The organism is Halodurantibacterium flavum, from assembly GCF_042681825.1.
In the GTDB taxonomy this organism is placed as follows: Bacteria; Pseudomonadota; Alphaproteobacteria; order Rhodobacterales; family Rhodobacteraceae; genus Halodurantibacterium; species Halodurantibacterium flavum.
In genome coordinates this window covers 357,038-378,051 of sequence record NZ_JBHUGH010000002.1, presented here as the reverse complement: position 1 = coordinate 378,051, position 21,014 = coordinate 357,038, and the positions used below count along the sequence as shown (strand labels likewise).

The window sequence follows — 21,014 nt, the reverse complement described above, 5'->3', positions numbered from 1 at the left end:
ATACCATCCGCTGGCAAGTGCCAGCGTCATGACCTCCGGCCAGCAGGCCAGTCTGGCCCGCGCTCCAGATCGAGGCGGCGTCCTCACAGGCGATCTCTGCACGTGACGTTTTTCAGCAAACGGGGGCGGCTTCAACCGCAGGCGCCCGTCCCGTGTCACGCGCTGATGAACTCGCGCACGAATTCGGTCGCGGGCCTGGCGCGGATTTCGGTCGGGCGGCCGATCTGCTCGATCCGGCCCATGGACATCACGACGACCAGATCGGCAAGCTCCATCGCCTCTTCCTGGTCATGGGTGACAAAGACCGAGGTGAGCCCGGTTTCATCATGGATGTCGCGCAATCCCTGCCGCAGCTCTTTCCGCACCTTGGCGTCGAGCGCGCCGAAGGGTTCGTCGAGCAGCAGCATCCGCGGCTCGATCGCCAGCGCGCGGGCCAGCGCGACGCGCTGGCGCTGTCCGCCCGAAAGCTGGGTCGGATAGCGGGTGGCGATATGCGGCAACTGGATCAGGTCCAGCAGCTTCATCACCCGCCGGTCGATCTCGGCCCGGCCCGGGCGGGTCGCGCGGGGGCGGGCGCGCAGGCCATAGGCGATGTTTTCAAAGACGTTCATGTGCCGGAAGAGCGCATAGGACTGGAACACGAACCCCGCGCGGCGTTCCTGCACGCTGAGGCCCGTGGCATCCTGCCCGTTGAAAAGGACCCGCCCCGATGTGGGGAACTCCAACCCGCCCAGGATGCGCAGAAGCGTCGTCTTGCCCGACCCCGACGGCCCCAGAAGCGCGACCAGCGCGCCCGAGGGGATGGCCAGCGACACGGGATGCAGCGCGGTGGTGGTGCCGAATTCCTTGGCGATCTCGTCGATCTCGATATGCATGATGCGACTTCCCTCAATGGCGCCGGGTGGCCGACAGGCTGTCGGCATGGCGCAGTTCCAGAACGGTCTTGATGGTCAGGGTGACAAGCGCGAGCCCCGTGAGCAGCGCGGCCATGGAAAAGGCGGCAACCGACAGATACTCGTTATAGAACATCTCGATGGTGATCGGCATGGTTGCGGTCTGGCCCCGGATCTTGCCCGAAACGACCGCGACCGCCCCGAATTCCCCCATCGCCCGGGCGGTGCACAAAAGCGTGCCGTAAAGCAGCGCCCAGCGGATGTTGGGCAGCGTCACCGTGCGAAAGACGCGCCAGCCGGATGCGCCAAGGGTCAATGCGGCCTCTTCCTCGGACCGGCCCTGTTCGATCATCACCGGGATCAGTTCCCGCGCGACAAAGGGAAAGGTCACGAAGACCGTCGCCAGGACGATGCCGGGCACCGCAAAGACGATGGGGAATCCGTTCGCGACCAGCCAGCCGCCCATCGCGGAATTGGCGCCAAAGAGCAGCACGATGCACAGGCCCGCGACCACGGGGCTGACGCTGAACGGCAGGTCGATCAGGGTGATCAGGAAGGCCTTGCCGCGAAAGTCGAACTTGGTGATGAACCAGGCCGCGGCGATGCCGAAGGCTGCGTTCAGCGGCACCGCAACGGCGGTGATCAGCAGTGTGAGCCGGATCGCCGACATCGCGTCGCGGCTTTGCAGGCTGGCCACGGCCGCGCCCCAGCCGCGCGCGAAGGCCTCGGCAAAGACCGCGACCAGCGGCGCGCCGACCAGCAGCAGAAGCCCCCCAAGCGCGACCGCGATCAGGATGCCGCGGGCAAGGGGCGATTCCTCGGTCGCGCTGCGACGGGCCGCAGGGGCGGGCCGGGGAACGGGTGCGACAAGGCGAAGCGTTGTATCAGACATGACCGATCCTTCTCCGGCTCCAGATCTGGATGAGGTTGATCGCCAGAAGCATCGCGAAGCTGATCACCAGCATGGCGATCCCGATGGATGCGGCGGCGGCATAGTTGAACTCCTCCAGCTGAATGACGATCAGCAGGGGCGCGATTTCCGTGCGCAGGGGGATGTTGCCGGCGATGAAGATGACCGAGCCGTATTCCCCCACCGCCCGCGCGAGCGCGAGCGCAAAGCCCGTCAGCGCGGCGGGCATCAGCATCGGCCCGATCACCCGGCGCAGGGTATGCAGGCGGCTGGCACCGAGGGTGGCAGAGGCCTCTTCCACCTCACGCTCGATTTCCTCGATCACCGGCTGGACGGTGCGGGTGACAAAGGGCAGGCCCACGAAGACCAGCGCCAGGAAGATGCCCCATTGGGTATAGGCGATCTTCCACCCGATCTGCGCGGCAAGGCTGCCGAGCGGCCCGTTCGGCGCGTAAAGCGCCGTCAGCGCGATGCCGGCCACGGCGGTCGGCAGGGCAAAGGGCAGGTCCACCGCCGCATCGACCAGCCGCTTGCCCGGAAAGCGATAGCGCGCCAGCACCCAGGCCAGGATCACGCCGAAGACAAGGTTGAAGGCCGCCGCCAGGAACGAGAGCCGGAACGACAGCCAGAGCGCCGACCAGACGCGGGGACGGTTGATCACCTCCCAGACATTGGCGGGTCCGAACTGCGCCCCCTTCAGCAAGAGCGCGCCCATCGGCAGGATCACGACGAGCGACAGCATGAAAAGGGTGATCCCGGCCGAAAGGCCGAGACCGGGCATCGCCGTCCGCTGCACCAGCGGTTGCCGGCGAAGGCGGGGCGAAAGCGTCAGATCGGCGGGAGCGGCCATGATCAGCGCGCCACGTAGATCTGGTCAAAGATGCCGCCATCGCCGAAATGTTCCGGCTGCAGCGTGGCCCAGCCCCCCAGATCGTCGATGCTCACCAGTTCCAGATCGGGAAAGCGGGCGACATCCTCGGGGTCGGCGGCGCTGTCGTCCCAGGCACGGTAGAAATGCTTGAAGGCCAGCGCCTGCCCCTCGGGGGAATAGAGGTATTGCAGATAGGCCGACGCAAGTTCGCGCTGCGCGTCATCGGCGATATTGCCATCGACCAGCGCCACCGGCGGTTCCGCCAGGATCGAGAGGCTGGGCACGACGATGTCGAACTGGTCCTCGCCCAGTTCCTCCAGCGCCAGATAGGCCTCGTTTTCCCAGGCGAGCAGGACGTCGCCGATGCCCCGCTGCGCGAAGGTCGTGGTCGAACCGCGCGCGCCCGTGTCCAGCACCGGCACGTTCGCGAAAAGCTGGCCCACGAATTCCTGCGGATCGCGGCCGTTGCGCTCGGCCCAGGCCCAGGCGGCCAGATAGTTCCAGCGCGCGCCACCGCTCGTCTTGGGGTTCGGCGTGATGACCTCGATACCCTCGTTCACCAGATCGCCCCAGTCGGAAATGCCTTTGGGATTGCCGTCGCGCACCAGGAAGACGATGGTCGAGGTATAGGGGCTCGAGTTATGCGGCAGGCGGCTTTGCCAGTCGGCGGGCAGCTTGCCCGTATCCTCGGCGATCCGGTCGATGTCGCCGGCCAGCGCCAGCGTCACCACCTGCGCGTTCAGCCCGTCGATCACCGCGCGGGCCTGCGCGCCCGATCCGCCATGGCTCGTCTCGATCACCGGGGCGGCGTTGCCCTGCGCCTGCCAATGGGCGGCGAAGGCCTCGTTGAACTCGCGGTAAAGTTCCCGCGTGGGGTCGTAGCTGACATTCAGCAGCGTCTGCGCCTGCGCCGCGGGCGCAAGCAGGATCAGGGCAAGGGCAGCGGAACGGAGATACATGGAACGGTCCTTTGAAAAAATCGGGCGAGGGATCAGAGCGGTGCGGCCGAGGTCAGGGCCGGGGCCGGCAGGGGCTGGATGCGGGCCTCCCATATCGTGGTGTCCCGGCCCTCCAGCATCTCGCGCGCGGCAAGATCGGGGTCGCGGGCCAGCGCCACCAGCGCGGCCCCGTTCACCCGATGCGGACGTCCGGTGCGCCGGTCGATCAATGTCACGGCGCAAAGAGGCGTGGCCGAGGCGTTCGGCGCGAGGGGCGCGGCCATGCCGGCGACCTGGTTCATGCTGCGGGTCATCCGTCGGTCATGCAGGGTCATCTTTCGTCCTCTCCTCGGTCGGGTTGCGTCGTCATTCGGGTTTTTGCCGTGGCCTGCACCCGGGATTCGGCGGGCATGGCAGGTCCGCCAATGACCTAAATAACGACAGGAGAAGTCGTGTTAAGCAAGGAAAAAATCTCGGCGGATTGTATCGTGTTTGGAGAAGGAAATTCTCCGGCCCTTCCCCCCCGCCACGGGTTGAACCCCGGCGGCATGTGGTCAAAGCTCGGCCCGCCAGCCAGAAGGATATCGGAATGACCGCAGACCCCGCCGACCGCCTGACCTCCGTTTTCGACCATATCGCGGCACGGCATGACGAATATCTGGCGCGCGTGATCGACTATGCCCGCCACCCCTCGATCAGCGCCCATGATATCGGCATCCGCGAGGCGGCCGAACGCCTCGTCAGGATGCTGGCCGGTCTGGGGCTCGATGTCGAAACGGTGGAAAGCGCGGGCCATCCCTTTGTGGTCGGCCGCTATACGGTCGATCCGGCGAAGCCGACGGTGCTGCTCTACGGACATTACGACGTGCAACCGGCTGACCCGCTCGACCTGTGGGACAGCCCGCCCTTTGAACCGACGATCCGCGACGGGCGCATCTATGGGCGCGGCATCGCCGACAACAAGGGCCAGCATTTCGCGCAGATCATGGCGATCGAGGCGCATCTGGCGGTGCATGGCACGCTGCCCTGCAACCTGATCCTGCTGCTGGAGGGCGAGGAGGAAATCGGATCGCCCCGCATCGCCGAGTTCATCGCCGCCCACCGCGACCGGCTGCGGGCCGATTTCGTCGTGACGGCGGACGGGCCGCTGCACGAGTCCGGGCGCGGGACGCTGACCCATGGGGTGCGGGGGATGTTCGCCTTTGAGCTTCGCGCCCGGACGGCGGTGCGCGACACCCATTCCGGCAATTACGGGGGCGTGGTGCCGAACGCCGTCTGGACGCTGGTGCATCTGCTCGCCTCGATGAAGGACGAAGGCGGGCGCATCACCATCGAGGGGCTGCATGACCCGATCGTCCCGCCCTCCGGGGCCGAGATCGCGGCGGCGCGTGCGCTGCCGCTCGACCTGCCCGCCTATATGGAAAAGATGGGGATCGCGCAGCTCGACGCGCCGGACGACCGCCCGTTCTGGGACCGGCTGATGTTTCACCCGACGCTGACGATCAACGGCCTGCACGGCGGCTATGGCGGACCGGGGTCGAAATCGGTGCTGCCCTGCGAGGCGGTGGCGAAATGCGACATCCGACTGGTCGAGGGGATGACCCCCGATCAGGTGCTGGCCTGCCTGCGCGCCCATGTGGAAAGGCACGCGCCGGGGGTCGAGGTGATCCCGCAGGGCGGGATGCTGCCGTCAAAGACCCCGTTCGACGATCCTTGGGGAGAGGTCCTGCGCGAGGCGATCACGGCCGCGCGCGGCGAAGCGCCGCTGGTCTTTCCGTCGATGGGGGGCAGCCTGCCGGATTACGTCTTTACCAAAATCCTCGGCGTCCCGGCCTATGTGATGCCCTATGCCAATGCCGACAGCGCGAACCACGCCCCGAACGAGAACCTGCGGGTCGACCTTTTCCTGCAGGGCATCCGCACGGGCGCCGCGCTGCTGGACCGGCTGGGGCGGGTCTGACACGCCGCCTGATGACGGCGCCCGCCCCGGCGCCGTGTGGGCGCCCCCGCCTCAGCGATAGCGTTCGATGAAGGCGTCGATCGGCAGGTCGCGGATGTCCTGCAAGGCCGCGCGCAGGGCGTCGTGATCCCAGTCCCACCAGGCGATGTCCATCAGCGCCTCGGCCTGCGCCTCGGTAAAGCGGCGGCGGATCGGGCGGGCGGGCACGCCCGCGACAATCGTGTAGGGGTCCACGTCGCGCGTGACCACCGCGCCCGCGCCGACCACGGCGCCGGTGCCGATGCTCACCCCGGGCAGGACCGTGACGCCATGACCGATCCAGACATCATGGCCCAGCGTCACCCAGTGATCGCGCCGCCACTGAAAGAAATCCGCATCATCCTCGCCAAGGCCGTACTGGGCGGCGCGATAGGTGAAATGATGCTGGCTCGCCCGCCATGTCGCGTGGTTGCCGGGATTGATGCGCGCACCCTCGGCGATGGAACAGAACTTGCCGATGGTCGACCAGACGACATTGCCGTGCCGCACGATGTAGGAATAATCACCGAACGCGACCTCTCGCATCGTGACATGGGCGGCGATCTCGGTGAACCGGCCCAGGGTGCAATCCACCACGACGGCGGTTTCATGCACGGTGGGTTCGGGCGTCAGTTGCTTCATTTGCGGGGCTCCGTTCCGATCAGCCGCTGGCGGATCAGGCCGGAAAGCCAGTCCACGACATAGACCATCACGATGATAAGAAAGATGATCGACCAGGCCTCGTCCCAGCGATAGGCAGCGATGCGGTCGCTGAGCAGGAAGCCGATGCCCCCCGCCCCGACGATGCCAAGGATCGTGCCCGACCGGACGTTCGATTCGAAGTTGTAGAGGATGACCGACAGGATCACCGGGTTCACCTGCGGCAAAAGCGCATAGCGGATCACCTGCAGCCGCGACCCGCCCGCCGCACGCACCCCGTCGGCGGGCCGTTCCGAACTGTTCTCGATCGCCTCGGAGAAAAGCTTGGCAAAGGTTCCCACCTCGCTCACCGTAATGGCGAGGATACCGGCCAGCGGCCCCAGCCCGAAGGCGCGGATGAAGATCAGCGCGAGGATCAGCGTTTCCACCGCGCGGATCACGTCATAGCCCCGGCGCACCCCCAGCCGCAGGAATGTCAGCCGGTTGATGTTGCGCGCCCCCAGGAAAGACAGCGGAAAGGCCACGACCGCGCCCAGCACCGTGCCCAGAAAGGCCATCGACAGCGTTTCGCCCAGACCCTTCAGCACCTCGGAAAAGTCGCGCCAGCTGTCCCAGACATGGGGCGGGAACATGAACGAGAGCACATTGCCCAGCCGCGCCAGCCCGTTCGCGATCCGGGCCGGCGAAAAGTCGAACAGGACGAGGCAATAGACGAAAAGCCCCGCCAGCACCGCGCGGACGACCCAGCGCCGGGCCCGCACCGCAGGGGGCACGCGGAACGCATGGGGGACCTTTTCGCGGGCGGCGGCGATTTCCGCTGCGGATATGGGGGCGGATGCGGTCATGACCGGGCCTCTCCGTCGATGATGCGGTGGCGCAGCGCGTCCGAGGCATAGTCGATGCAGCTCACCGTGATGAGGATGATGATGAAGAGCGCCGAGAGGTCGGTATATTCCTGCAAGCTCATGGCGGTGCGGAATTCCTGGCCCAGCCCGCCCGCACCCACATAGCCGATGATGGACGAGGACCGGACGTTGATCTCGAACCGCAGCAGGGTATAGCTGACCACATTGGGCAGCACCTGCGGCACCGCGCCATAGCGGATCTGGTCGAACCAGCTGCCGCCCGCCGCCTTGACGCCATCAAGGGCGCGCATGTCGATGTTCTCGTTCGCCTCGGAATACAGCTTGCCAAGCGCGCCGGTCGTGTGCAGCCCGATGGCCAGCACCCCCGCCATCGGACCCACCGAAAAGCAGAAGACGAAGATCAGCGCCCAGACCAGTTCCGGCACCGTGCGGGCGATCTCCAGCCAGCGGCGGCAAAGCCACATCACCGCGCCGTTGGGCGTCAGGTTCCGCGCCGCCGGGAAGGACAGAAGGAACCCGCCGATCACCCCCAGCACCGTCGCCATGAAGGCGATCAGCACCGTTTCCAGCAGCAGCCAGGCCCAGACGCGCCAGCGCCAGAACCATTCCGCCAGATCGGCGCCCAGCGTTTCCGGGCGCAGGACGGGGACCATCTTGGACAGGTATTCCCCAAGGCGCGGCAGGCCCGCGGGGATGATCCAGCGCCAGTCGCGGCTGCCATCGGCCAGTGTCACCTGCGTGACCTTGAAGAAATCCCCGAGCCACGAACTGAGCAGGAAGAGCGCGAGAAAGACGGCGCTGCCCGCCGCACAGTAAAGCCGCGCGCGGCGGCGGCGGATCCGGAAGTCCCGTTCGAACCCGTCGCGGGCCGCTGCGGCGGATGCGCCCCTGGGCGGGACGGTTCCGGCAGGAACCGCGCCGCCGGGTGAAAAGGGGGCTGTCGGGCTGGCCATGGCGTTTCCTCCTATCGGGCGGTGCCGGGGCCGCGGCACATGCGCAGCCCCGGGGCCGGGCGGTCAGCTGCGGCGCTTCTGGCGCAGCCATTCCCGCATGTCGATGATCCACTGATAGCGGTCGTGATCGACCTCCATGTAGCCGACCGTCGGGTTTTCATCCTCGGCGACGGTGCCGCGCACGGCGGCAAAGGATTCGGGCTCGGCCTCGGGGAAGGCCATCATCACGCGGGTCATGTCCTCGACCAGACCAGCCGGCAGATTGGCGCGCGCCGTGAAAGGCCCCGAGGTGATTTCCGGCGATTCCCAGATCTTGCAGACGCTGCCCGCCTCGATCATGCCCTTGCGCACCATGCGCTGCGGGATGCCGTTGATGTCACTGTCCTGATAGGTGGCGGCGGCATCGAAGGTGCCGTTGACGACGGCCTGCACGCCCGCCTCGTGGCTGCCCGAAAACGGCGTCGCGGCGAAATAGCTCTCGGGCGTGATGCCCTCACGTTCGACCAGGTTGTAATAGGGGACGGCATAGCCGCTGGTGCTGTCGGGATCGGCAAAGGCCAGCACGCGGCCCTCCAGATCGGCAAGGCTGTCCAGCCCGCTGTCGCAGCGCGTCACGATGATCGAGTAATAGCCCGTGGACCCGTCGGCGCTTTGCGCCACGAACAGCGGCCGCACGCCACCGCCGGTTTCGGTATAGGCCGCCGCATAGGCCGATGACCCGAGAAAGGCGAACTCGATCTGGTTCGCGGCCAGCGCCTGCACCACGCCGTCATAGTTGTTAGCCGAAAAGATCTCGACCTCGACGCCCAGTTCGCGTTCCAGATACTGTTCGAGCGGGGTGTAGCGCATGATGCGGTCCTGCTCGTTTTCGCCCGACAGGATGCCGAAGCGGATGATCTGATAGTCCTGCGTCCAGTCCTGGGCGTCCTGTGCAAGAACAGGCGCCAGGGCAGACGTCGCCAGCAGGGCCGAAAGGCCCATGGTGAATACGCGTTTCATTGTGATCTCCGGGTGGGTTGGGGTGGGTCTTGCCCAAGGGTGGCCAGGGGCGTTCCGGCTGGGTCCGGGCGCCTCGCCCGGCGGTTTCAACCGGGGGGAAGGTCAGGCAAGGGCGGGAACGCGGGCGGCAGTCGATGTGACGCCCTCGTCGAAATGGGCCAGCCCCTCGCTGCCATAGATGTCGCGCACGACATCCGGGGTCAGCTGTGCGGGCGTGCCGTCGAACATGATGCGGCCAAAGCGCATCGCCACGATCCGGTGGCAATAGGCCCGGGCCGTATCCAGCGTGTGCAGGTTCACCAGCACCGTCAGACCGTCGTCACGGTTGATGCTGCGCAGCGCCTCCATCACGCGGGTCGCGTTGCCCGGGTCGAGACTGGCGATCGGTTCGTCCGCCAGCATGATCCGGGGTCGTTGCAGCAGCGCCTTGGCGATCGCCACGCGCTGCTGTTGTCCGCCCGACAGCGCCCCTGCCCGCTTGAGCGCCTGCGGCACGAGGTCCAGGCGTTCCAGCGCCCGGATCGCCATGGCGCGTTCGGCATCGCTGAACCGCATCGCCATGGAACTGAAGAACCCGTGTTCGGCCAGCCGCCCCGTCAGCACATTGGTCAGGACGTCCAGCCGCTCGATCAGGTTGAACTGCTGAAAGATCATCGCGCAGTCGCGCCGCCACTGCCGCAGCGCGCGGCCCCGCAAGGCGGTCACGTCGGTCGCGCCGTGATGGATGCTGCCCCCGGTCGGCTCGACCAGCCGGTTGATCAGGCGCAGCATCGTGGATTTTCCCGCGCCGGACGGGCCGATGATGCCCACGAACTGCCCCGGCGGGATGTCGAGTGTCACGCGGTCGACCGCCTTCGTCGCGCCAAAGCTACGGGAAAGATCGGTCAGTATGAGGTGCTGCTGTTCCATGGGCTCTTTATCCTTTGGGCCGGTAACATGGCACTTTCATTCGAATGAATTCTCGATGACATCTGTGCGACGCCTTGGGGACGTCGCGGCGCACCCGCTCAGGCGGCGACGCGCCCGCGCACCGTCCCGTCGGCAAAGACCTCACGCCCGTTGCAGAAGGTGGCGCGCACATGCCCCACGCCCTGCGGATCGGCGATGACCAGATCGGCGCGCAGGCCCGGCGCGATCCGGCCCCGGTCCTGCAGCCCGATCGCGCGGGCGGGGTTGGCGGTGGCAAGCCGCGCGGCCCCCGCGATCCCGTCCGGGTCGGCCTGCGCCAGCACCAGTACCGCCGGCAGGATCGCCGAGGGGTGGTAATCGGCCGCCAGGATATCCAGCCGCCCCTGCCGATGCGCCTCGCGCGCCGAAAGGTTGCCGGAGTAGCTTTCGCCCCGCAGCGCGTTCGGCGCGCCCATGACCGTGAACATGCCCCGGGCGCGGGCGGCCTCGGCGGCCTCGGGCGTCACGGGAAATTCACTGATCGAGGCGCCAAGCCCCTGCATCAGCGCGACCTTGGCGGGCGTGTCGTCGTCATGGCTCGCGATGGCGATCCCGCGCCCGGCACAGACGCTTGCGATCCGTTGCAGCGTGGCCGCCAGGTCGCCCGCGCCTTCGGTCTTTTGCGCGATGCGGCGGCGCACCTCGGCGCGGGCCTCATCCTCGGTCAGGCCATTGTTGCGCGCGACCGTGGCGATATGGCGTTCGAGGTCGCGATACTGCCCCTGCCCCGGCGTGTGATCGGTCAGCGAGACCAGATCGACGATCCCTTCGGCGATCAGTTCCTCGACCACGGCCAGCGCGTTCGGGAAGGTCACCTCGAACCGGGCATGGACGCGGTGATCGACCGACAGGGCGGGGCGCATTTCCTGCAACGCGCGCAGCATCGCCTTGGTATGGTCATAGCTGCGCATATGCCCGTAGGCGCTGCCGGGGTGAAAGCTGACGGCGGCAAAGCCCGTGGTGACGCCCGCCACCTTGAGCCGCCGGTCAAGGTCGCGCAGGCCCAGTTCCATCGGCATCCGGACATTCGGGCGCGGCTCGACCTCGCGCTCGATCATGTCGCCATGCAGGTCGATGAAGCCCGGCAACAGCATCAGCCCGTCGCCCTCGCGCGCGGCACCGGGAACGGGGCGTTCGGCGATCTCGGCGATACGCCCGTCCTGCACCCGGACCGATCCGCGCTCGATCACGCGGTCTTCCAGCACGATCCTGAAGTCAGACAGCCACATCGGAAACCTCCTTCCGGCCAAGGTCGATCACCCGGTCGATCAGCGTCTCGACATCGCCCGGGTGGTGAAAGACGCCGATCATCGCGACGCCCGCATGTTTCAGTTCCGCAAGCCGCGCGACCAGCGCCGCCCGCGCCCCCGCATCGAGCGAGGCGGTCGGTTCATCCAGCAACAGCAGCCGGGGCGGCAGGATGAGCGCGCGCGCCAGGTTCACCTTTTGCTGTTCGCCGCCCGAAAACGTGGTGGGATAGGCCCGCCAGAGATCGCGCTTGACCCCGAAGGCCGAAAGCCAGTGCCGCGCCTCCTCCAGCGCCTCGGACGCAGGGCGCCCCAATCGGCGCAGCGGTTCGGCCACGATATCCTCGGCCGCGACGCGGGGCCGCGCGGTCAGAAACTGCGTGACAAAGCCGATTTCGTCCCGCCGCAGCAGCGCCACATCCACATCCGCGGCGCGCGCAAGGTCCACCGCCCCGCGGCGCGAGGCAAAGATCACCGCGCCGCTTTCGGGCAGGCAGGTGCGGTAGATCGTGCGCAAGAGCGTCGATTTCCCCACCCCGTTCGGGCCGCGCAGCAGCAGGAATTCGCCCTGCCCCACGGCAAAGCTGACATCGCGGAACGGGTCGAGCCGCTGGCCCAGATGGTGCATGTGGAAGGATTTCGTCAGCCCCCGCACGTCAAGGACGGGCGACGCACCCTCGGCCGGCATTTCTGTCATCGTCATCGCGTCACCTCACAGCCGGGCATGAACAAGGGTCTGGGTGTATTCGTGCTGGGGATCGTGAAAGACCTGATCGACCAGCCCCTCTTCGACCACCCGGCCCCGGCGCATCACCATCACCCGGTCGGCCATGGCGCGGATCACACCCAGATCGTGGCTGACGATGACCATCGTGATCGTCCGTTCCCGCTGCAACCGCTTGAGCGTGTCGAGAACCAGCGCCTGCACGCTGACATCAAGGCCCGTCGTCGGTTCATCGAGCAGCAAGAGCGCCGGTTCCAGCGCGATGGCCTTGGCCAGTTGCACCCGCTGCTGCATCCCCCCCGACAGCACGACCGGCGGCGCGTCCATCCGGTCCAGCGGGAATTCGGACGCGGCCAGCGCCTCGGCCGCGCGATCCCGGAGGGTGTGAAAGCTGCGTTCCCCCGCGACCAGCAGCCGTTCCGCCACATTGCCCGACGACGAATTGCGCATCAGAAGCCCCAGATGCGGGTTCTGATAGACGATGCCGATCTGGCGGGCGCGCAGGTCGCGACGGGCCTGCCGGTCCAGCATGAAGAGGTTCGCGGGCAATCCCGGCAGGGCGAGCGAATACTGCCCCCGGGCCGGCGTTTCCTCCAGGTTCATCATCCGCAGCAGGGTCGATTTGCCCGATCCGCTTTCCCCGACGATGCCCAGCACCTCGCCGGGAAAGACGGTCGCGCCCACATCGGCCAGCGCCGTGACCGTGCCATAACTGTGGCTGATCCCCTGCATCCGGAGCAGCGGCGGCGTCTCCGTCAGGCGGGGGTCGTCAAGGTGCGCGCCGAGCGTCTGGGCCGCGATCATTGCCGGAACTCCCCGTCCTGATACCATGTTTCCGCGGGTCCCGCGCCCGACCCTTCGGCCCGGTGGATCGCCTTGATCCCCAGATGGCTGTCCGAAAGTTCGTGCGTGCTGCTGCCATCCTCCTGCGGGATCTCGTTCATGAAATAGCCGCGCAGGCCGGACCGGTCGCAGGTCAGGCCCGCATGATCCTCGACCCGGTAGGGCACGTCGGAAAAGACCAGCGGCTCGACCCGGGTAAAGGGCGGCACCGCATGGATGCGCTTTTCCCGCCCCGCCGACAGGATCGTCAGATGCCGCGCCATATGCAGTTTGGGCAGGTCCCAGCGCGGGATGGGCGAGGGCGTCATCACATGCCGCCCGTTAACCAGCGCGGGATAGCTCGCGCCCTGCATCACGCGGCCGGACCGCACGATCTGTTCGTAAAGGATCAGCCACAACCGGCTGTAATCGGCATCGGCATGCATCTGGCGCGCGACCGACATGTTCGGCTCGACCGGGCGCAGGGGTTCGGGGTTCGGCACCTGCAGCACAAGGATCTGGTCCTCGCGCAGGCGTTCCTCGGGGATGCGGTGGCGGCTCTGGATTATTGTGGCCCGGGTCGTGTCGGGGGTGCCGGTCGCGCCGGACACCCGCGCCAGAAACCGCCGCAACGAGGCCGCATTGACGGAATCGTCGGCGCCCTGGTCGATGACCTTGACGCGGCTTTCGGGCCGGATCAGCGTCAGCGTGACCTGCAACCCGCCCGTACCCCAGCCGCGCGCGATCGGCACCTCGCGGCTGGCATAGGGCATCTGACAGCCGGGCACCGCGATGGCCTTGAGCGTCTTGCGCCGGATCTCGCGCCGGGCCGAGGCATCGAGAAACCCGTAGGACATCGGCGCCCAGGGCCGCGTGAGCGATGCGAGCGTCATGCGATTTCCCTTTCCGTGCCATGGTCCGCCGCGCCATCCTGTTCGTCGGCACGTTCGTTGGCGGCCCCCGCCCCCGCTACCCCCGTCCCCGCTACCCCCGCGTCCGCAGCAGCCCGTTTCCGCCGCGCATCCCGCATCGCATCGAGCGAGGACTGGAAGGTAACGTAATGCGGCAGCTTGAGGTGGATGCAGAACCCCGAGGCCTCGACCGGCTCGGTATGGTAAAGGAAAAATTCCTCCTCCACCGGCGATCCCTTGGCCGCACCCGCGGCATTTAGGTCGAGCGTCGCGCCGGCAATGGCCTTGACCTCGTTCCAGCCGAAGGTCGCGCAAAAGCCGAGCGTCAGTTGCTCGCCCTTCTTGGACACGACCTCGGCCTGGCTCATCCGGATGCGGCCGGCGGAAAAGGTCGTGCCAAGCGGGTGTTTCACCCGGACCTCGATTTCCGACAGGCGCAGTTCGTTCACCGTCGGGTGGTCGCTGCCATAGCCGCGCATCGCGGAATATCCGAGCGCGAGCACCCCGCCCGTATCGGCCCGCGCCAGCGCCTGCAGCCGGTGCGCGCGGTGGGCCGGAAACAGCATCGGCTCGCGCGTCAGGTCGGGGATGGCGTCGGGCGCGACCGGCGCGGACGGCGGCGTGACCGCGGCCACCAGCCCGTTCGCCTTTTCCCAGGCCGCGACCGAGGGGCGGCGGGCCTGCGCGGGCCGCGCGGCGGGTTCCGGCGGGGCGGGGTGGAACGGCACCCCCTGCAGCACGCCGGTTTCCAGCAGCCGGTGCGAATAATCGAGCGTCGGCCCCAGCACCTGCCCGCCCGGCACATCCTTGAACGCGGCCGAGATGCGGCGATGCACGATCTGGTCTTCGGGGCGCGCGGGCTCTGCCACCGCCAGCCGGGCTTGGGTCGTGCGCCAGGCCCGCAGCAACAGGACCGCCTCATAAAGGTCGCCGCCCGCCTGCGTGAGGGCCAGCGCCGCAAGGTCGGGCGCGTAAAGCGAGGCCTCGCCCATCACGCGGTCGATCAGCATCGGCAGGGCCGCGCCCACGGTTTCCACCCGCGACCGGTCGATGGGGCCCAGACCCGCGCGATAGAGCCGCTCGGCCTCGACTATCGCGCGTTCGCCGCCGCGTGTCGCCACATAGGCCATCAGATTTCCTCCAGCAGGGTGGATCGGGGCAGCGCCACGACGCGGCGCCCCTCGACCACCAGAATATCGATCCCGGCGGGGTAGCGGATCGCCCGCGCCCGCGCCGCCACGAAGCCGGGCGCAAGCCCCAGCCGCAGCGTGACGCCACCCGGTTCGACCCCCGGTCCCTGCAACCGCAATTCCCTGCCACGCCCGATCGGGGCGGCGATCACCAGCGTCGCGCCCGCGTCGGGATAAAGGGCGGACCCGGTGGGCAGGTCCGGCAGGACACGCAGCGCCGCGTCGCCCGCGACAAAGGCATGGTCGGCCTCGGGCGCGGGAACGATGGCCGCGCCCGCCTGCCGCGCCTGCGCCGCCAGCACCGGATCGTCGGTCATCACGCGACATTCCCGGTCGATCAGCGCCGCAAGGATCAACGCCATCGCGGGTTCGGCGGGGGCGTCCGGTACCACCGGAAGGTCCCGCACAAGGCCGGGGCGGGCAAAGGCCCAGAGCAGCGCCTCATAGGTGGCGGTGTCGCGCGCCTCTTCCCGGCTCATTTCGGGGGGCGCCACGCGGGTTTCCTGCGGCGCAGGCGTCAGGTCGGGCGAAAGCATCAGAAGGTCTCCATGTCCACGCGGGTGGCCTCGATCGCCCGCAGCATCGCGGCATCGGCTTCGGCCTGTGCCGTGGCCGCCCGTTCGGCAAAGGCCGCGACCTCGGCTTGGCCAAGCCCCGAGGACCAGGCCGCATCGCAGACCGCCATCGCCATCGACCGTTCCAGATCGCGGCCCAGCGTCATGCCATAGCCCTCGGTCCCGGCGGCGCGGATATGCGCCTCGGCGACCAGAACCTCGCCCAGATGAAAATCGACCTCGGCCACCGGGTCGCGGGCCGGCTGCATCACCAGCCCGGTGCGCGAACTCAGCACCTCGACATCCCCCAGCCGGGGCAAAAGATCCTCGGCCAGCGCCTTGATCGCATCGGCCTCGGCCCGGGCCAGGACGTCCAGCAGCCTGCCATGGTCAGTCATCGTCACGTCCCCCCTGGTCGAGGCTGAACTTGACCCGGTCGCCCGCCCAGACGGCCTCGGAAAAGCCGATCACATGGTCATCGGGCGCCACATCGACCTTGGTGACGACCAGCACCGGGCTTTCGCCATGCTGGCTCAGCAGCGCGGCCTCTTCCGGGGTGGGGCGGCGGGTAAAGATCGTGGTGCGCTTGCGGAAGTAGTCGGGGATGCCGTGGTCGCGATAGATGTCCGAGACCGAGACACCGGCGGCGCGCCGTTCCCCCAGATCGGGAAAGCGGTCGACGCGGTGCCAGCCGATGCCCAGGCTGATCGGCACGCCATCGGCCAGCCCGCGCCGGATGACCCGGTGCAGCGCCGCGCCGGGGTCCACCCGCAGTTCTTCGGCGACATGGGCGGGGGCGGGCAGGATCTCATGCGCCAGATGTTCGCCCGATGGCGTCACCCCCTGATCGCGCAGGTTCTGGCGAAACCGCGTGCGCCGCCCGATGTGATAGGTGATGAGAGGGGCGTTCTGGATGAAGGTGCCGGCGCCCTGCACGACCCGCAGCTTGCCCTCCAGGGCCAGTTCACGGATCGCGCGGCGCAGGGAATGGCGGCCCACGCCGAATTCCGCGCAAAGCGCCGGCTCCACGGGCAGCTGCGCCCCCGGCAGCAGCTCGCCACGCTCGATCCGGGCGGCAAGCGAATCCCTGACCTCTTTCCAGCTTTCCCGTCCCACAGGTCACCTTTGATTCATTCGGATGACTCACGGCGTAACCTGCGAACATGTCGCCTCGGTGAACCCTGCGTGAAGCTTGCGTGGCCCGGCGAAGGGCGGCGTCAGTGGCGCGCGCTCAGTCTGAGGGCGGCGCGAATTCCGCCACCAGCTGATGCGCCGCGCCGGGGGCAGAGGCGGGGTTGACCGCCCGCGTCTCGATGCAGTCCTCCAGCGCGACCAGATCGGCCACCGCGCCGGGCCGCAGGCCGTATTTTGGGGACCTCAGTCAGTGGCACGCGGGCGGCCCGCCGGAAAGGCAAGGCTCAGAACGGGAGGGCGGCGGCCTCCTTGACCTCTTTTATCACAAAGAAGGTCCGGATCTGCCGCACCCCCGGCAGGGCGATCAGCGCCTGCCCGTGCAGCGCATTGAAATCGCCCATGTCGCGGACGCGGATTTTCAGCAGATAGTCGAAATCCCCGGCGACAAGCTGACATTCCAGCACCTCGGGCATGGTGCGCGCGGCACCCTCGAAGGCGGCAAAGCTCTCGGGCGTCGAGCGGTCCAGCACCACCCCCACCATCACCAGCGCGCCAAGGCCCACCGAGGCCGGGTTTACCCGTGCCTGCACCGCCGTCACATGCCCCTCGCGCAGCAGCCGCTGCGTGCGACGATGGCAGGTGGCGGGGCTGACATGCACGCGCTCGGCCAGTTCCGCATTGCTGAGCCGGCCATCGGCCTGCAACTGCCGCAGGATCTCCAGGTCGATTCGGTCAAGCAGGGGCGCGTCGGGCTCGGTCATGAAAGCTTCTTTCGGTTATTGCGGTAAATTCGGGACGGATAGACATCTTCTGGCGTGTTGATGCCGCCGGGGATAACGCAAGGTCAACGATTTCGAAAGCACCTTTCACACAGCTTGCGCTAGGGTCCGCCCCGATATTCCTTCCTGCCGGAGCGTCCCCATGTCCCTTCTCGCCAAGTTCGAGCGTTACCCCCTCACCTTCGGGCCGACCCCGATCGAGTTCCTGCCCCGCCTGACCGAAGCGCTTGGCGGCAAGGTCGAAATCCACGCCAAGCGTGAGGATTGCAATTCCGGCCTTGCCATGGGCGGGAACAAGCTTCGCAAGCTGGAATATATCGTGCCCGACGCCATCGCCTCGGGCGCGGATACGCTGGTCTCTATCGGGGGCGTGCAGTCGAACCACACGCGCATGGTCGCCGCGACCGCCGCCAAGCTGGGCATGAAATGCGTGGTGATCCAGGAAAAATGGGTGCCGCATCACGACGCCGTCTATGACCGGGTCGGCAACATCATGATGACGCGGCTGATGGGCGCGGACAGCCGGCTGGTCGATGACGGGTTCGATATCGGCATCCGCAAAAGCTGGGAGGACGCGATCCAGTCCGTCAGGGACGCGGGCGGCAAGCCCTATGCGATCCCGGCGGGGGCCTCGGTGCACAAATTCGGCGCGCTCGGCTATGTGGGCTTTGCCGAAGAGGTCGCCGAACAGGAAAAGGTGCTTGGCTACCGGTTCGACTATATCATCGTCTGCGTCGTCACCGGATCGACGCAGGGGGGCATGATCGTGGGCTTTGCGGCGCAGGACCGGGCGGACCGGGTGATCGGCATCGACGCCTCGGGGACGCTGGAACAGACCCGGGCGCAGGTGCGCGGCATCGTCGACAACACCGCGGATCTGGTCGGGCTGGGCCGCGCCGTGCGCGAGGATGAGATCATCATCAACCCCGATTATGCCTATCCCGCCTATGGCGTCCCGTCCGAGGAAACGAACGAGGCGATCCGCCTTGCCGCCCGCACCGAGGCGATGATCACCGACCCCGTCTATGAGGGCAAGTCGATGCAGGGGATGATCGACCTTGTGAAAAAGGGCTTCTTCCCCGAAGGCTCTCGCATCCTTTATGCCCATCTGGGCGGGGCGCCGGCGCTGAACGGCTATGCCGCCTATTACAAGGATGGCTGAGGGGGACGGCCGAGAGGACTTGTGCGCGGGGCGGCGGGGGCGCCACGCTGACCCCCGCGGGGCAAGAGGTGCTGCGCCTTTATCATGCACTGGGGGACAGCGCGGCCAAGGCTGCCGCCGCCCAGCTTCGGGCGCTGTCGGGGATGCTGGCGGCGCCCGGGGGCAAACCGGAGGAGCGGGACGGGACGGGAAGCCCCTAGGCCGATGCCGATACCCCTGTCCCGGGCCCGCGCGGCCCGGGCAAGAGGGCGCACCTACAGGCGCGGCAGCCCGGCCAGCAGGTCCGCCATCCGGTCATAAACCGCGTCGGGATCATGGCAGCCGTTCAGCCACAGACAATTGTCCACCGCGCCGGTCTGGCGCAGCCAGTCCACCACGGTCATGCCGGTGGTCAGCTCGCCCGCGCATTCCACATCGACCGGGCAGAGCCGCCCCGTAAAGAGGTCGGGCCAAAGCAGTGCCGCCACTGCCACCGCGTCATGCAGCGGACGCGACCGGGTGCCGTATTTGCGGTTTCCGTAGATCTCGAAGAACTCCATCATCCCGGCGCAGGCCGCCATCACCACCCCGCCCACCACGCCACCTCGGGCCCGCAGCGTTTCCGACCAGCCGACGGGTGCCGGTGTCGCATGGGTGCAGTCGAGCGGCACGGCCGTCACCGGGACGCCCGAGCGGAGGACGATCCGTGCCGCCTCGGGATCGACGAGGATGTTGTATTCGGCGGCCGGCGTCATGTTGCCACCCTCGAAATACCCGCCGCCCATGAAGACGATCCGCGCGATCCGGTCCCGGATGGCGGGCGCACGGCGCAGGGCCATGGCGATGTTCGTCTGCGGCCCCAGCGCAATGATCGTCACCGGCTCGGGGGCAGCCGAAAGGGTGCGCACAAGGAAGTCCACCGCATGTTCGGGCCGGGGCGGATGCCGTGCGGGCGCCCAGTCCCAGCCGTCGATCCCGGTCTCGCCGTGGATTTCCGGCACCGGGCGCGGGTCGCGCAGGATCGGCCGGTCGCAGCCCGCATGGACCGGCAGATCGGGCCGGCCCGCAAGCTCGACGATGCGGCGCGCGTTGTCGGTCGTCTGCGCCAGCCCCATGTTGCCCGCCACCGTCGTGAGCGCCAGCACATCAAGCTGTGGCGCCGCCAGCGCCAGGAGAATCGCAAAGGCATCGTCCTGCCCCGGATCGGTGTCGATGATGACAGGCAATCGTTTCATGGGGTCCTGTCCGTTGGTCATGGCATCCTCGCGTTGGGCCTGCGGTTCATCCGGTCGTTCATTAGGCGGGCAGAGCGGTCGATTTCCGATCAAGTTCCGGGCAAAGCTGCGCCGCCCGCACATCTTTTTGCGCCACCGCAACTGCGCAGTTGCGCGAAAGACGGGCTTCAATTTCGTATACAGTATGTGAAATTGGAGGGCGTCATGAAAGGCGAATTCGACAATATCCCCGTGGTTGACCTGTCGGGACTGAAGGAAGAGGCATCGGCAGAGGCCCGTGCCGAAACTGTCGCCGCGCTGAAAAGCGCGCTCGAAACCTCGGGCTTCGCCTATCTTGCCGGGCATGGCGTGCCCGAGGATCTGGTGGAACGGATGCGGCAGATGAACATGGCGTTCCACGCGCTGCCGATGGACGAAAAGATGGCGCTGAAGATCAACGGCTTTCATCGCGGCTACATGCCCATGTCCAGTTCGACCATCGTGACATCCTCGGTCGCCAAGGTGACGAAGCCGAACCGGTCCGAAAGCCTGATGATCATGCATGAGGTCCCCGAGGACGCCCCTTATGCCGGCGAGCCGCTGCAGGGTCCGAACCAGTTCCCCGAAAGCCTGCCCGAATTGCGCGAGACGGCGCTGGCCTACATGGCGGCGATGACCGCGCTCGGGCAGCGGATCGCGGGCGGCCTCGCAGAGGCGCTCGGCCTGCCGCGCGGCTGGTTCGACGACCATTTCCAGGACCCGACGCTGTTCCTGCGGCTGCTGCACTACCCCGAACAGCCCGATGAAGAAGAGCTTTTCGGCTCGGCCCCGCATACCGATTACGGCTTCATCACGCTGCTCAAGCAGGACAATGTCGGCGGGCTCGAGGTGCGCAACAAGGCCGGCGACTGGATCGCCGCCCCGCCGATCGAAGGCACGTTCGTGATGAACGTGGGCGACATCCTCGCGAAATGGTCGAACGGGCGCTTTGTGTCGACCCCGCACCGGGTGCGCAACCTGACGCGCCGCGACCGCTATTCGCAGCCGTTCTTTTACGACCCTTCGATGCGGGCGCTGGTGGAATGCCCGCCCGAGATGCTCGCGAAAGGGGAAAAGGCCGAAATGGAGCCGGTGCTCTACGGCGATTACCTTCTCGAACGGCTCAACAAGAACTACGACTACCGCAAAAAGGCGTCCTGATCGCCGGACGCCGGAAATTGAAAAGGCAATGATCATGTCCTGACACGGGCCCCCCACGACAATTCCGGGCACCGGACGGCAC

Annotated in this window: 24 protein-coding genes; 4 read left to right on the top strand and 20 right to left on the bottom strand. The window is 67.4% G+C overall.

Features of this window, described 5'->3' with window-relative positions:
• Positions 1-155: 155 nt before the first annotated feature.
• The 5 genes from ACFSGJ_RS03445 to ACFSGJ_RS03425 form a co-directional block, all read right to left on the bottom strand.
• Entirely contained in the window at positions 156-875 is a 720-nt protein-coding gene (locus ACFSGJ_RS03445; protein WP_390259509.1) for a sulfate/molybdate ABC transporter ATP-binding protein, read from the bottom strand.
• Between the two features lie 13 nt (positions 876-888).
• Positions 889-1,785 carry a sulfate ABC transporter permease subunit CysW gene (cysW, locus tag ACFSGJ_RS03440; RefSeq protein WP_390259507.1) on the bottom strand — a complete coding sequence of 299 codons (897 nt, stop codon included), beginning with the start codon at positions 1,783-1,785 and terminating at the stop codon, positions 889-891.
• A complete protein-coding gene (gene cysT, locus ACFSGJ_RS03435) occupies positions 1,778-2,584 on the bottom strand; it encodes a sulfate ABC transporter permease subunit CysT (protein ID WP_390259621.1) in 807 nt (268 codons plus the stop codon). Before cysT ends, cysW begins: the two co-directional genes overlap by 8 nt.
• Positions 2,585-2,655: 71 nt before the next feature.
• Positions 2,656-3,633, bottom strand: coding sequence for a sulfate ABC transporter substrate-binding protein (locus tag ACFSGJ_RS03430; RefSeq protein WP_390259505.1), 978 nt, complete (start codon positions 3,631-3,633; stop codon positions 2,656-2,658).
• Positions 3,634-3,665: 32 nt separating this feature from the next.
• A complete protein-coding gene (locus tag ACFSGJ_RS03425) occupies positions 3,666-3,947 on the bottom strand; it encodes a hypothetical protein (protein WP_390259503.1) in 282 nt (93 codons plus the stop codon).
• A 254-nt stretch (positions 3,948-4,201) separates the two neighbouring features.
• On the opposite strand from ACFSGJ_RS03425, the gene ACFSGJ_RS03420 reads away from it, so the two are divergent.
• Entirely contained in the window at positions 4,202-5,572 is a 1,371-nt protein-coding gene (locus ACFSGJ_RS03420) for a M20/M25/M40 family metallo-hydrolase (RefSeq protein WP_390259501.1), read from the top strand.
• Positions 5,573-5,623: 51 nt separating this feature from the next.
• Here the strand turns inward: ACFSGJ_RS03420 and ACFSGJ_RS03415 are convergent, their stop codons facing one another.
• From ACFSGJ_RS03415 to ACFSGJ_RS03350, 14 genes are all read right to left on the bottom strand, one after another.
• Positions 5,624-6,232 carry a DapH/DapD/GlmU-related protein gene (locus ACFSGJ_RS03415; protein ID WP_390259499.1) on the bottom strand — a complete coding sequence of 203 codons (609 nt, stop codon included), beginning with the start codon at positions 6,230-6,232 and terminating at the stop codon, positions 5,624-5,626.
• A complete protein-coding gene (gene phnE / locus ACFSGJ_RS03410) occupies positions 6,229-7,095 on the bottom strand; it encodes a phosphonate ABC transporter, permease protein PhnE (protein ID WP_390259497.1) in 867 nt (288 codons plus the stop codon). The genes ACFSGJ_RS03415 and phnE (ACFSGJ_RS03410) overlap by 4 nt, the downstream gene beginning before the upstream one ends.
• Complete coding sequence (phnE, locus tag ACFSGJ_RS03405) at positions 7,092-8,069, bottom strand: phosphonate ABC transporter, permease protein PhnE (protein WP_390259495.1); 978 nt, start codon at positions 8,067-8,069, stop codon at positions 7,092-7,094. Before phnE (ACFSGJ_RS03405) ends, phnE (ACFSGJ_RS03410) begins: the two co-directional genes overlap by 4 nt.
• Before the next feature lie 63 nt (positions 8,070-8,132).
• Positions 8,133-9,068, bottom strand: coding sequence for a phosphonate ABC transporter substrate-binding protein (gene phnD, locus ACFSGJ_RS03400; RefSeq protein ID WP_390259493.1), 936 nt, complete (start codon positions 9,066-9,068; stop codon positions 8,133-8,135).
• 102 nt (positions 9,069-9,170) lie between these two features.
• Positions 9,171-9,977, bottom strand: coding sequence for a phosphonate ABC transporter ATP-binding protein (gene phnC, locus ACFSGJ_RS03395; RefSeq protein ID WP_390259491.1), 807 nt, complete (start codon positions 9,975-9,977; stop codon positions 9,171-9,173).
• A gap of 98 nt (positions 9,978-10,075) precedes the next feature.
• On the bottom strand, positions 10,076-11,245 hold the full coding sequence (locus ACFSGJ_RS03390; protein ID WP_390259489.1) for an alpha-D-ribose 1-methylphosphonate 5-triphosphate diphosphatase: 1,170 nt from the start codon (positions 11,243-11,245) through the stop codon (positions 10,076-10,078).
• On the bottom strand, positions 11,232-11,966 hold the full coding sequence (locus ACFSGJ_RS03385) for a phosphonate C-P lyase system protein PhnL (protein ID WP_390259487.1): 735 nt from the start codon (positions 11,964-11,966) through the stop codon (positions 11,232-11,234). Before ACFSGJ_RS03385 ends, ACFSGJ_RS03390 begins: the two co-directional genes overlap by 14 nt.
• Positions 11,967-11,975: 9 nt before the next feature.
• Positions 11,976-12,791 (bottom strand): ATP-binding cassette domain-containing protein, encoded by an 816-nt coding sequence (locus tag ACFSGJ_RS03380; RefSeq protein ID WP_390259485.1) that lies wholly within the window; start codon positions 12,789-12,791, stop codon positions 11,976-11,978.
• Positions 12,788-13,702: an alpha-D-ribose 1-methylphosphonate 5-phosphate C-P-lyase PhnJ gene (locus ACFSGJ_RS03375; RefSeq protein ID WP_377405580.1), complete on the bottom strand. Its 915-nt coding sequence runs from the start codon at positions 13,700-13,702 to the stop codon at positions 12,788-12,790. The genes ACFSGJ_RS03380 and ACFSGJ_RS03375 overlap by 4 nt, the downstream gene beginning before the upstream one ends.
• The gene (locus ACFSGJ_RS03370; protein ID WP_390259483.1) at positions 13,699-14,850 is read right to left on the bottom strand and encodes a carbon-phosphorus lyase complex subunit PhnI; all 1,152 of its coding nucleotides are present in this window, start codon (positions 14,848-14,850) and stop codon (positions 13,699-13,701) included. The genes ACFSGJ_RS03375 and ACFSGJ_RS03370 overlap by 4 nt, the downstream gene beginning before the upstream one ends.
• Positions 14,850-15,446 (bottom strand): phosphonate C-P lyase system protein PhnH, encoded by a 597-nt coding sequence (phnH, locus tag ACFSGJ_RS03365; RefSeq protein WP_390259481.1) that lies wholly within the window; start codon positions 15,444-15,446, stop codon positions 14,850-14,852. The genes ACFSGJ_RS03370 and phnH overlap by 1 nt, the downstream gene beginning before the upstream one ends.
• The gene (locus ACFSGJ_RS03360; protein ID WP_390259479.1) at positions 15,446-15,862 is read right to left on the bottom strand and encodes a phosphonate C-P lyase system protein PhnG; all 417 of its coding nucleotides are present in this window, start codon (positions 15,860-15,862) and stop codon (positions 15,446-15,448) included. Before ACFSGJ_RS03360 ends, phnH begins: the two co-directional genes overlap by 1 nt.
• Positions 15,855-16,580: a phosphonate metabolism transcriptional regulator PhnF gene (phnF, locus tag ACFSGJ_RS03355; RefSeq protein ID WP_390259477.1), complete on the bottom strand. Its 726-nt coding sequence runs from the start codon at positions 16,578-16,580 to the stop codon at positions 15,855-15,857. Before phnF ends, ACFSGJ_RS03360 begins: the two co-directional genes overlap by 8 nt.
• Positions 16,581-16,882: 302 nt before the next feature.
• Positions 16,883-17,359 (bottom strand): Lrp/AsnC family transcriptional regulator, encoded by a 477-nt coding sequence (locus ACFSGJ_RS03350; protein ID WP_390259475.1) that lies wholly within the window; start codon positions 17,357-17,359, stop codon positions 16,883-16,885.
• A gap of 160 nt (positions 17,360-17,519) precedes the next feature.
• On the opposite strand from ACFSGJ_RS03350, the gene ACFSGJ_RS03345 reads away from it, so the two are divergent.
• Together ACFSGJ_RS03345 and ACFSGJ_RS03340 are read left to right on the top strand one after the other, a co-directional pair.
• On the top strand, positions 17,520-18,539 hold the full coding sequence (locus ACFSGJ_RS03345; protein ID WP_390259472.1) for a 1-aminocyclopropane-1-carboxylate deaminase: 1,020 nt from the start codon (positions 17,520-17,522) through the stop codon (positions 18,537-18,539).
• 68 nt (positions 18,540-18,607) lie between these two features.
• A complete protein-coding gene (locus ACFSGJ_RS03340; RefSeq protein WP_390259470.1) occupies positions 18,608-18,739 on the top strand; it encodes a hypothetical protein in 132 nt (43 codons plus the stop codon).
• 54 nt (positions 18,740-18,793) lie between these two features.
• Here ACFSGJ_RS03340 and ACFSGJ_RS03335 read toward each other — a convergent pair whose 3' ends face one another.
• Complete coding sequence (locus ACFSGJ_RS03335; RefSeq protein WP_390259468.1) at positions 18,794-19,753, bottom strand: nucleoside hydrolase; 960 nt, start codon at positions 19,751-19,753, stop codon at positions 18,794-18,796.
• 204 nt (positions 19,754-19,957) lie between these two features.
• Here ACFSGJ_RS03335 and ACFSGJ_RS03330 point away from each other — a divergent pair, with 204 nt between their 5' ends.
• Entirely contained in the window at positions 19,958-20,932 is a 975-nt protein-coding gene (locus ACFSGJ_RS03330; RefSeq protein WP_390259466.1) for an isopenicillin N synthase family dioxygenase, read from the top strand.
• Positions 20,933-21,014: the final 82 nt, after the last annotated feature.

Coding starts and splice junctions, on each gene's coding strand:
- ACFSGJ_RS03445 (WP_390259509.1), bottom strand. CDS start 875: ATGCATATCGAGATCGACGAGATCGCCAAGGAATTCGGCACCACCACC.
- cysW (WP_390259507.1), bottom strand. CDS start 1,785: ATGTCTGATACAACGCTTCGCCTTGTCGCACCCGTTCCCCGGCCCGCC.
- cysT (WP_390259621.1), bottom strand. CDS start 2,584: ATGCCCGGTCTCGGCCTTTCGGCCGGGATCACCCTTTTCATGCTGTCG.
- ACFSGJ_RS03430 (WP_390259505.1), bottom strand. CDS start 3,633: ATGTATCTCCGTTCCGCTGCCCTTGCCCTGATCCTGCTTGCGCCCGCG.
- ACFSGJ_RS03425 (WP_390259503.1), bottom strand. CDS start 3,947: ATGACCCTGCATGACCGACGGATGACCCGCAGCATGAACCAGGTCGCC.
- ACFSGJ_RS03420 (WP_390259501.1), top strand. CDS start 4,202: ATGACCGCAGACCCCGCCGACCGCCTGACCTCCGTTTTCGACCATATC.
- ACFSGJ_RS03415 (WP_390259499.1), bottom strand. CDS start 6,232: ATGAAGCAACTGACGCCCGAACCCACCGTGCATGAAACCGCCGTCGTG.
- phnE (WP_390259497.1), bottom strand. CDS start 7,095: ATGACCGCATCCGCCCCCATATCCGCAGCGGAAATCGCCGCCGCCCGC.
- phnE (WP_390259495.1), bottom strand. CDS start 8,069: ATGGCCAGCCCGACAGCCCCCTTTTCACCCGGCGGCGCGGTTCCTGCC.
- phnD (WP_390259493.1), bottom strand. CDS start 9,068: ATGAAACGCGTATTCACCATGGGCCTTTCGGCCCTGCTGGCGACGTCT.
- phnC (WP_390259491.1), bottom strand. CDS start 9,977: ATGGAACAGCAGCACCTCATACTGACCGATCTTTCCCGTAGCTTTGGC.
- ACFSGJ_RS03390 (WP_390259489.1), bottom strand. CDS start 11,245: ATGTGGCTGTCTGACTTCAGGATCGTGCTGGAAGACCGCGTGATCGAG.
- ACFSGJ_RS03385 (WP_390259487.1), bottom strand. CDS start 11,966: ATGACGATGACAGAAATGCCGGCCGAGGGTGCGTCGCCCGTCCTTGAC.
- ACFSGJ_RS03380 (WP_390259485.1), bottom strand. CDS start 12,791: ATGATCGCGGCCCAGACGCTCGGCGCGCACCTTGACGACCCCCGCCTG.
- ACFSGJ_RS03375 (WP_377405580.1), bottom strand. CDS start 13,702: ATGACGCTCGCATCGCTCACGCGGCCCTGGGCGCCGATGTCCTACGGG.
- ACFSGJ_RS03370 (WP_390259483.1), bottom strand. CDS start 14,850: ATGGCCTATGTGGCGACACGCGGCGGCGAACGCGCGATAGTCGAGGCC.
- phnH (WP_390259481.1), bottom strand. CDS start 15,446: ATGCTTTCGCCCGACCTGACGCCTGCGCCGCAGGAAACCCGCGTGGCG.
- ACFSGJ_RS03360 (WP_390259479.1), bottom strand. CDS start 15,862: ATGACTGACCATGGCAGGCTGCTGGACGTCCTGGCCCGGGCCGAGGCC.
- ACFSGJ_RS03350 (WP_390259475.1), bottom strand. CDS start 17,359: ATGACCGAGCCCGACGCGCCCCTGCTTGACCGAATCGACCTGGAGATC.
- ACFSGJ_RS03345 (WP_390259472.1), top strand. CDS start 17,520: ATGTCCCTTCTCGCCAAGTTCGAGCGTTACCCCCTCACCTTCGGGCCG.
- ACFSGJ_RS03335 (WP_390259468.1), bottom strand. CDS start 19,753: ATGAAACGATTGCCTGTCATCATCGACACCGATCCGGGGCAGGACGAT.
- ACFSGJ_RS03330 (WP_390259466.1), top strand. CDS start 19,958: ATGAAAGGCGAATTCGACAATATCCCCGTGGTTGACCTGTCGGGACTG.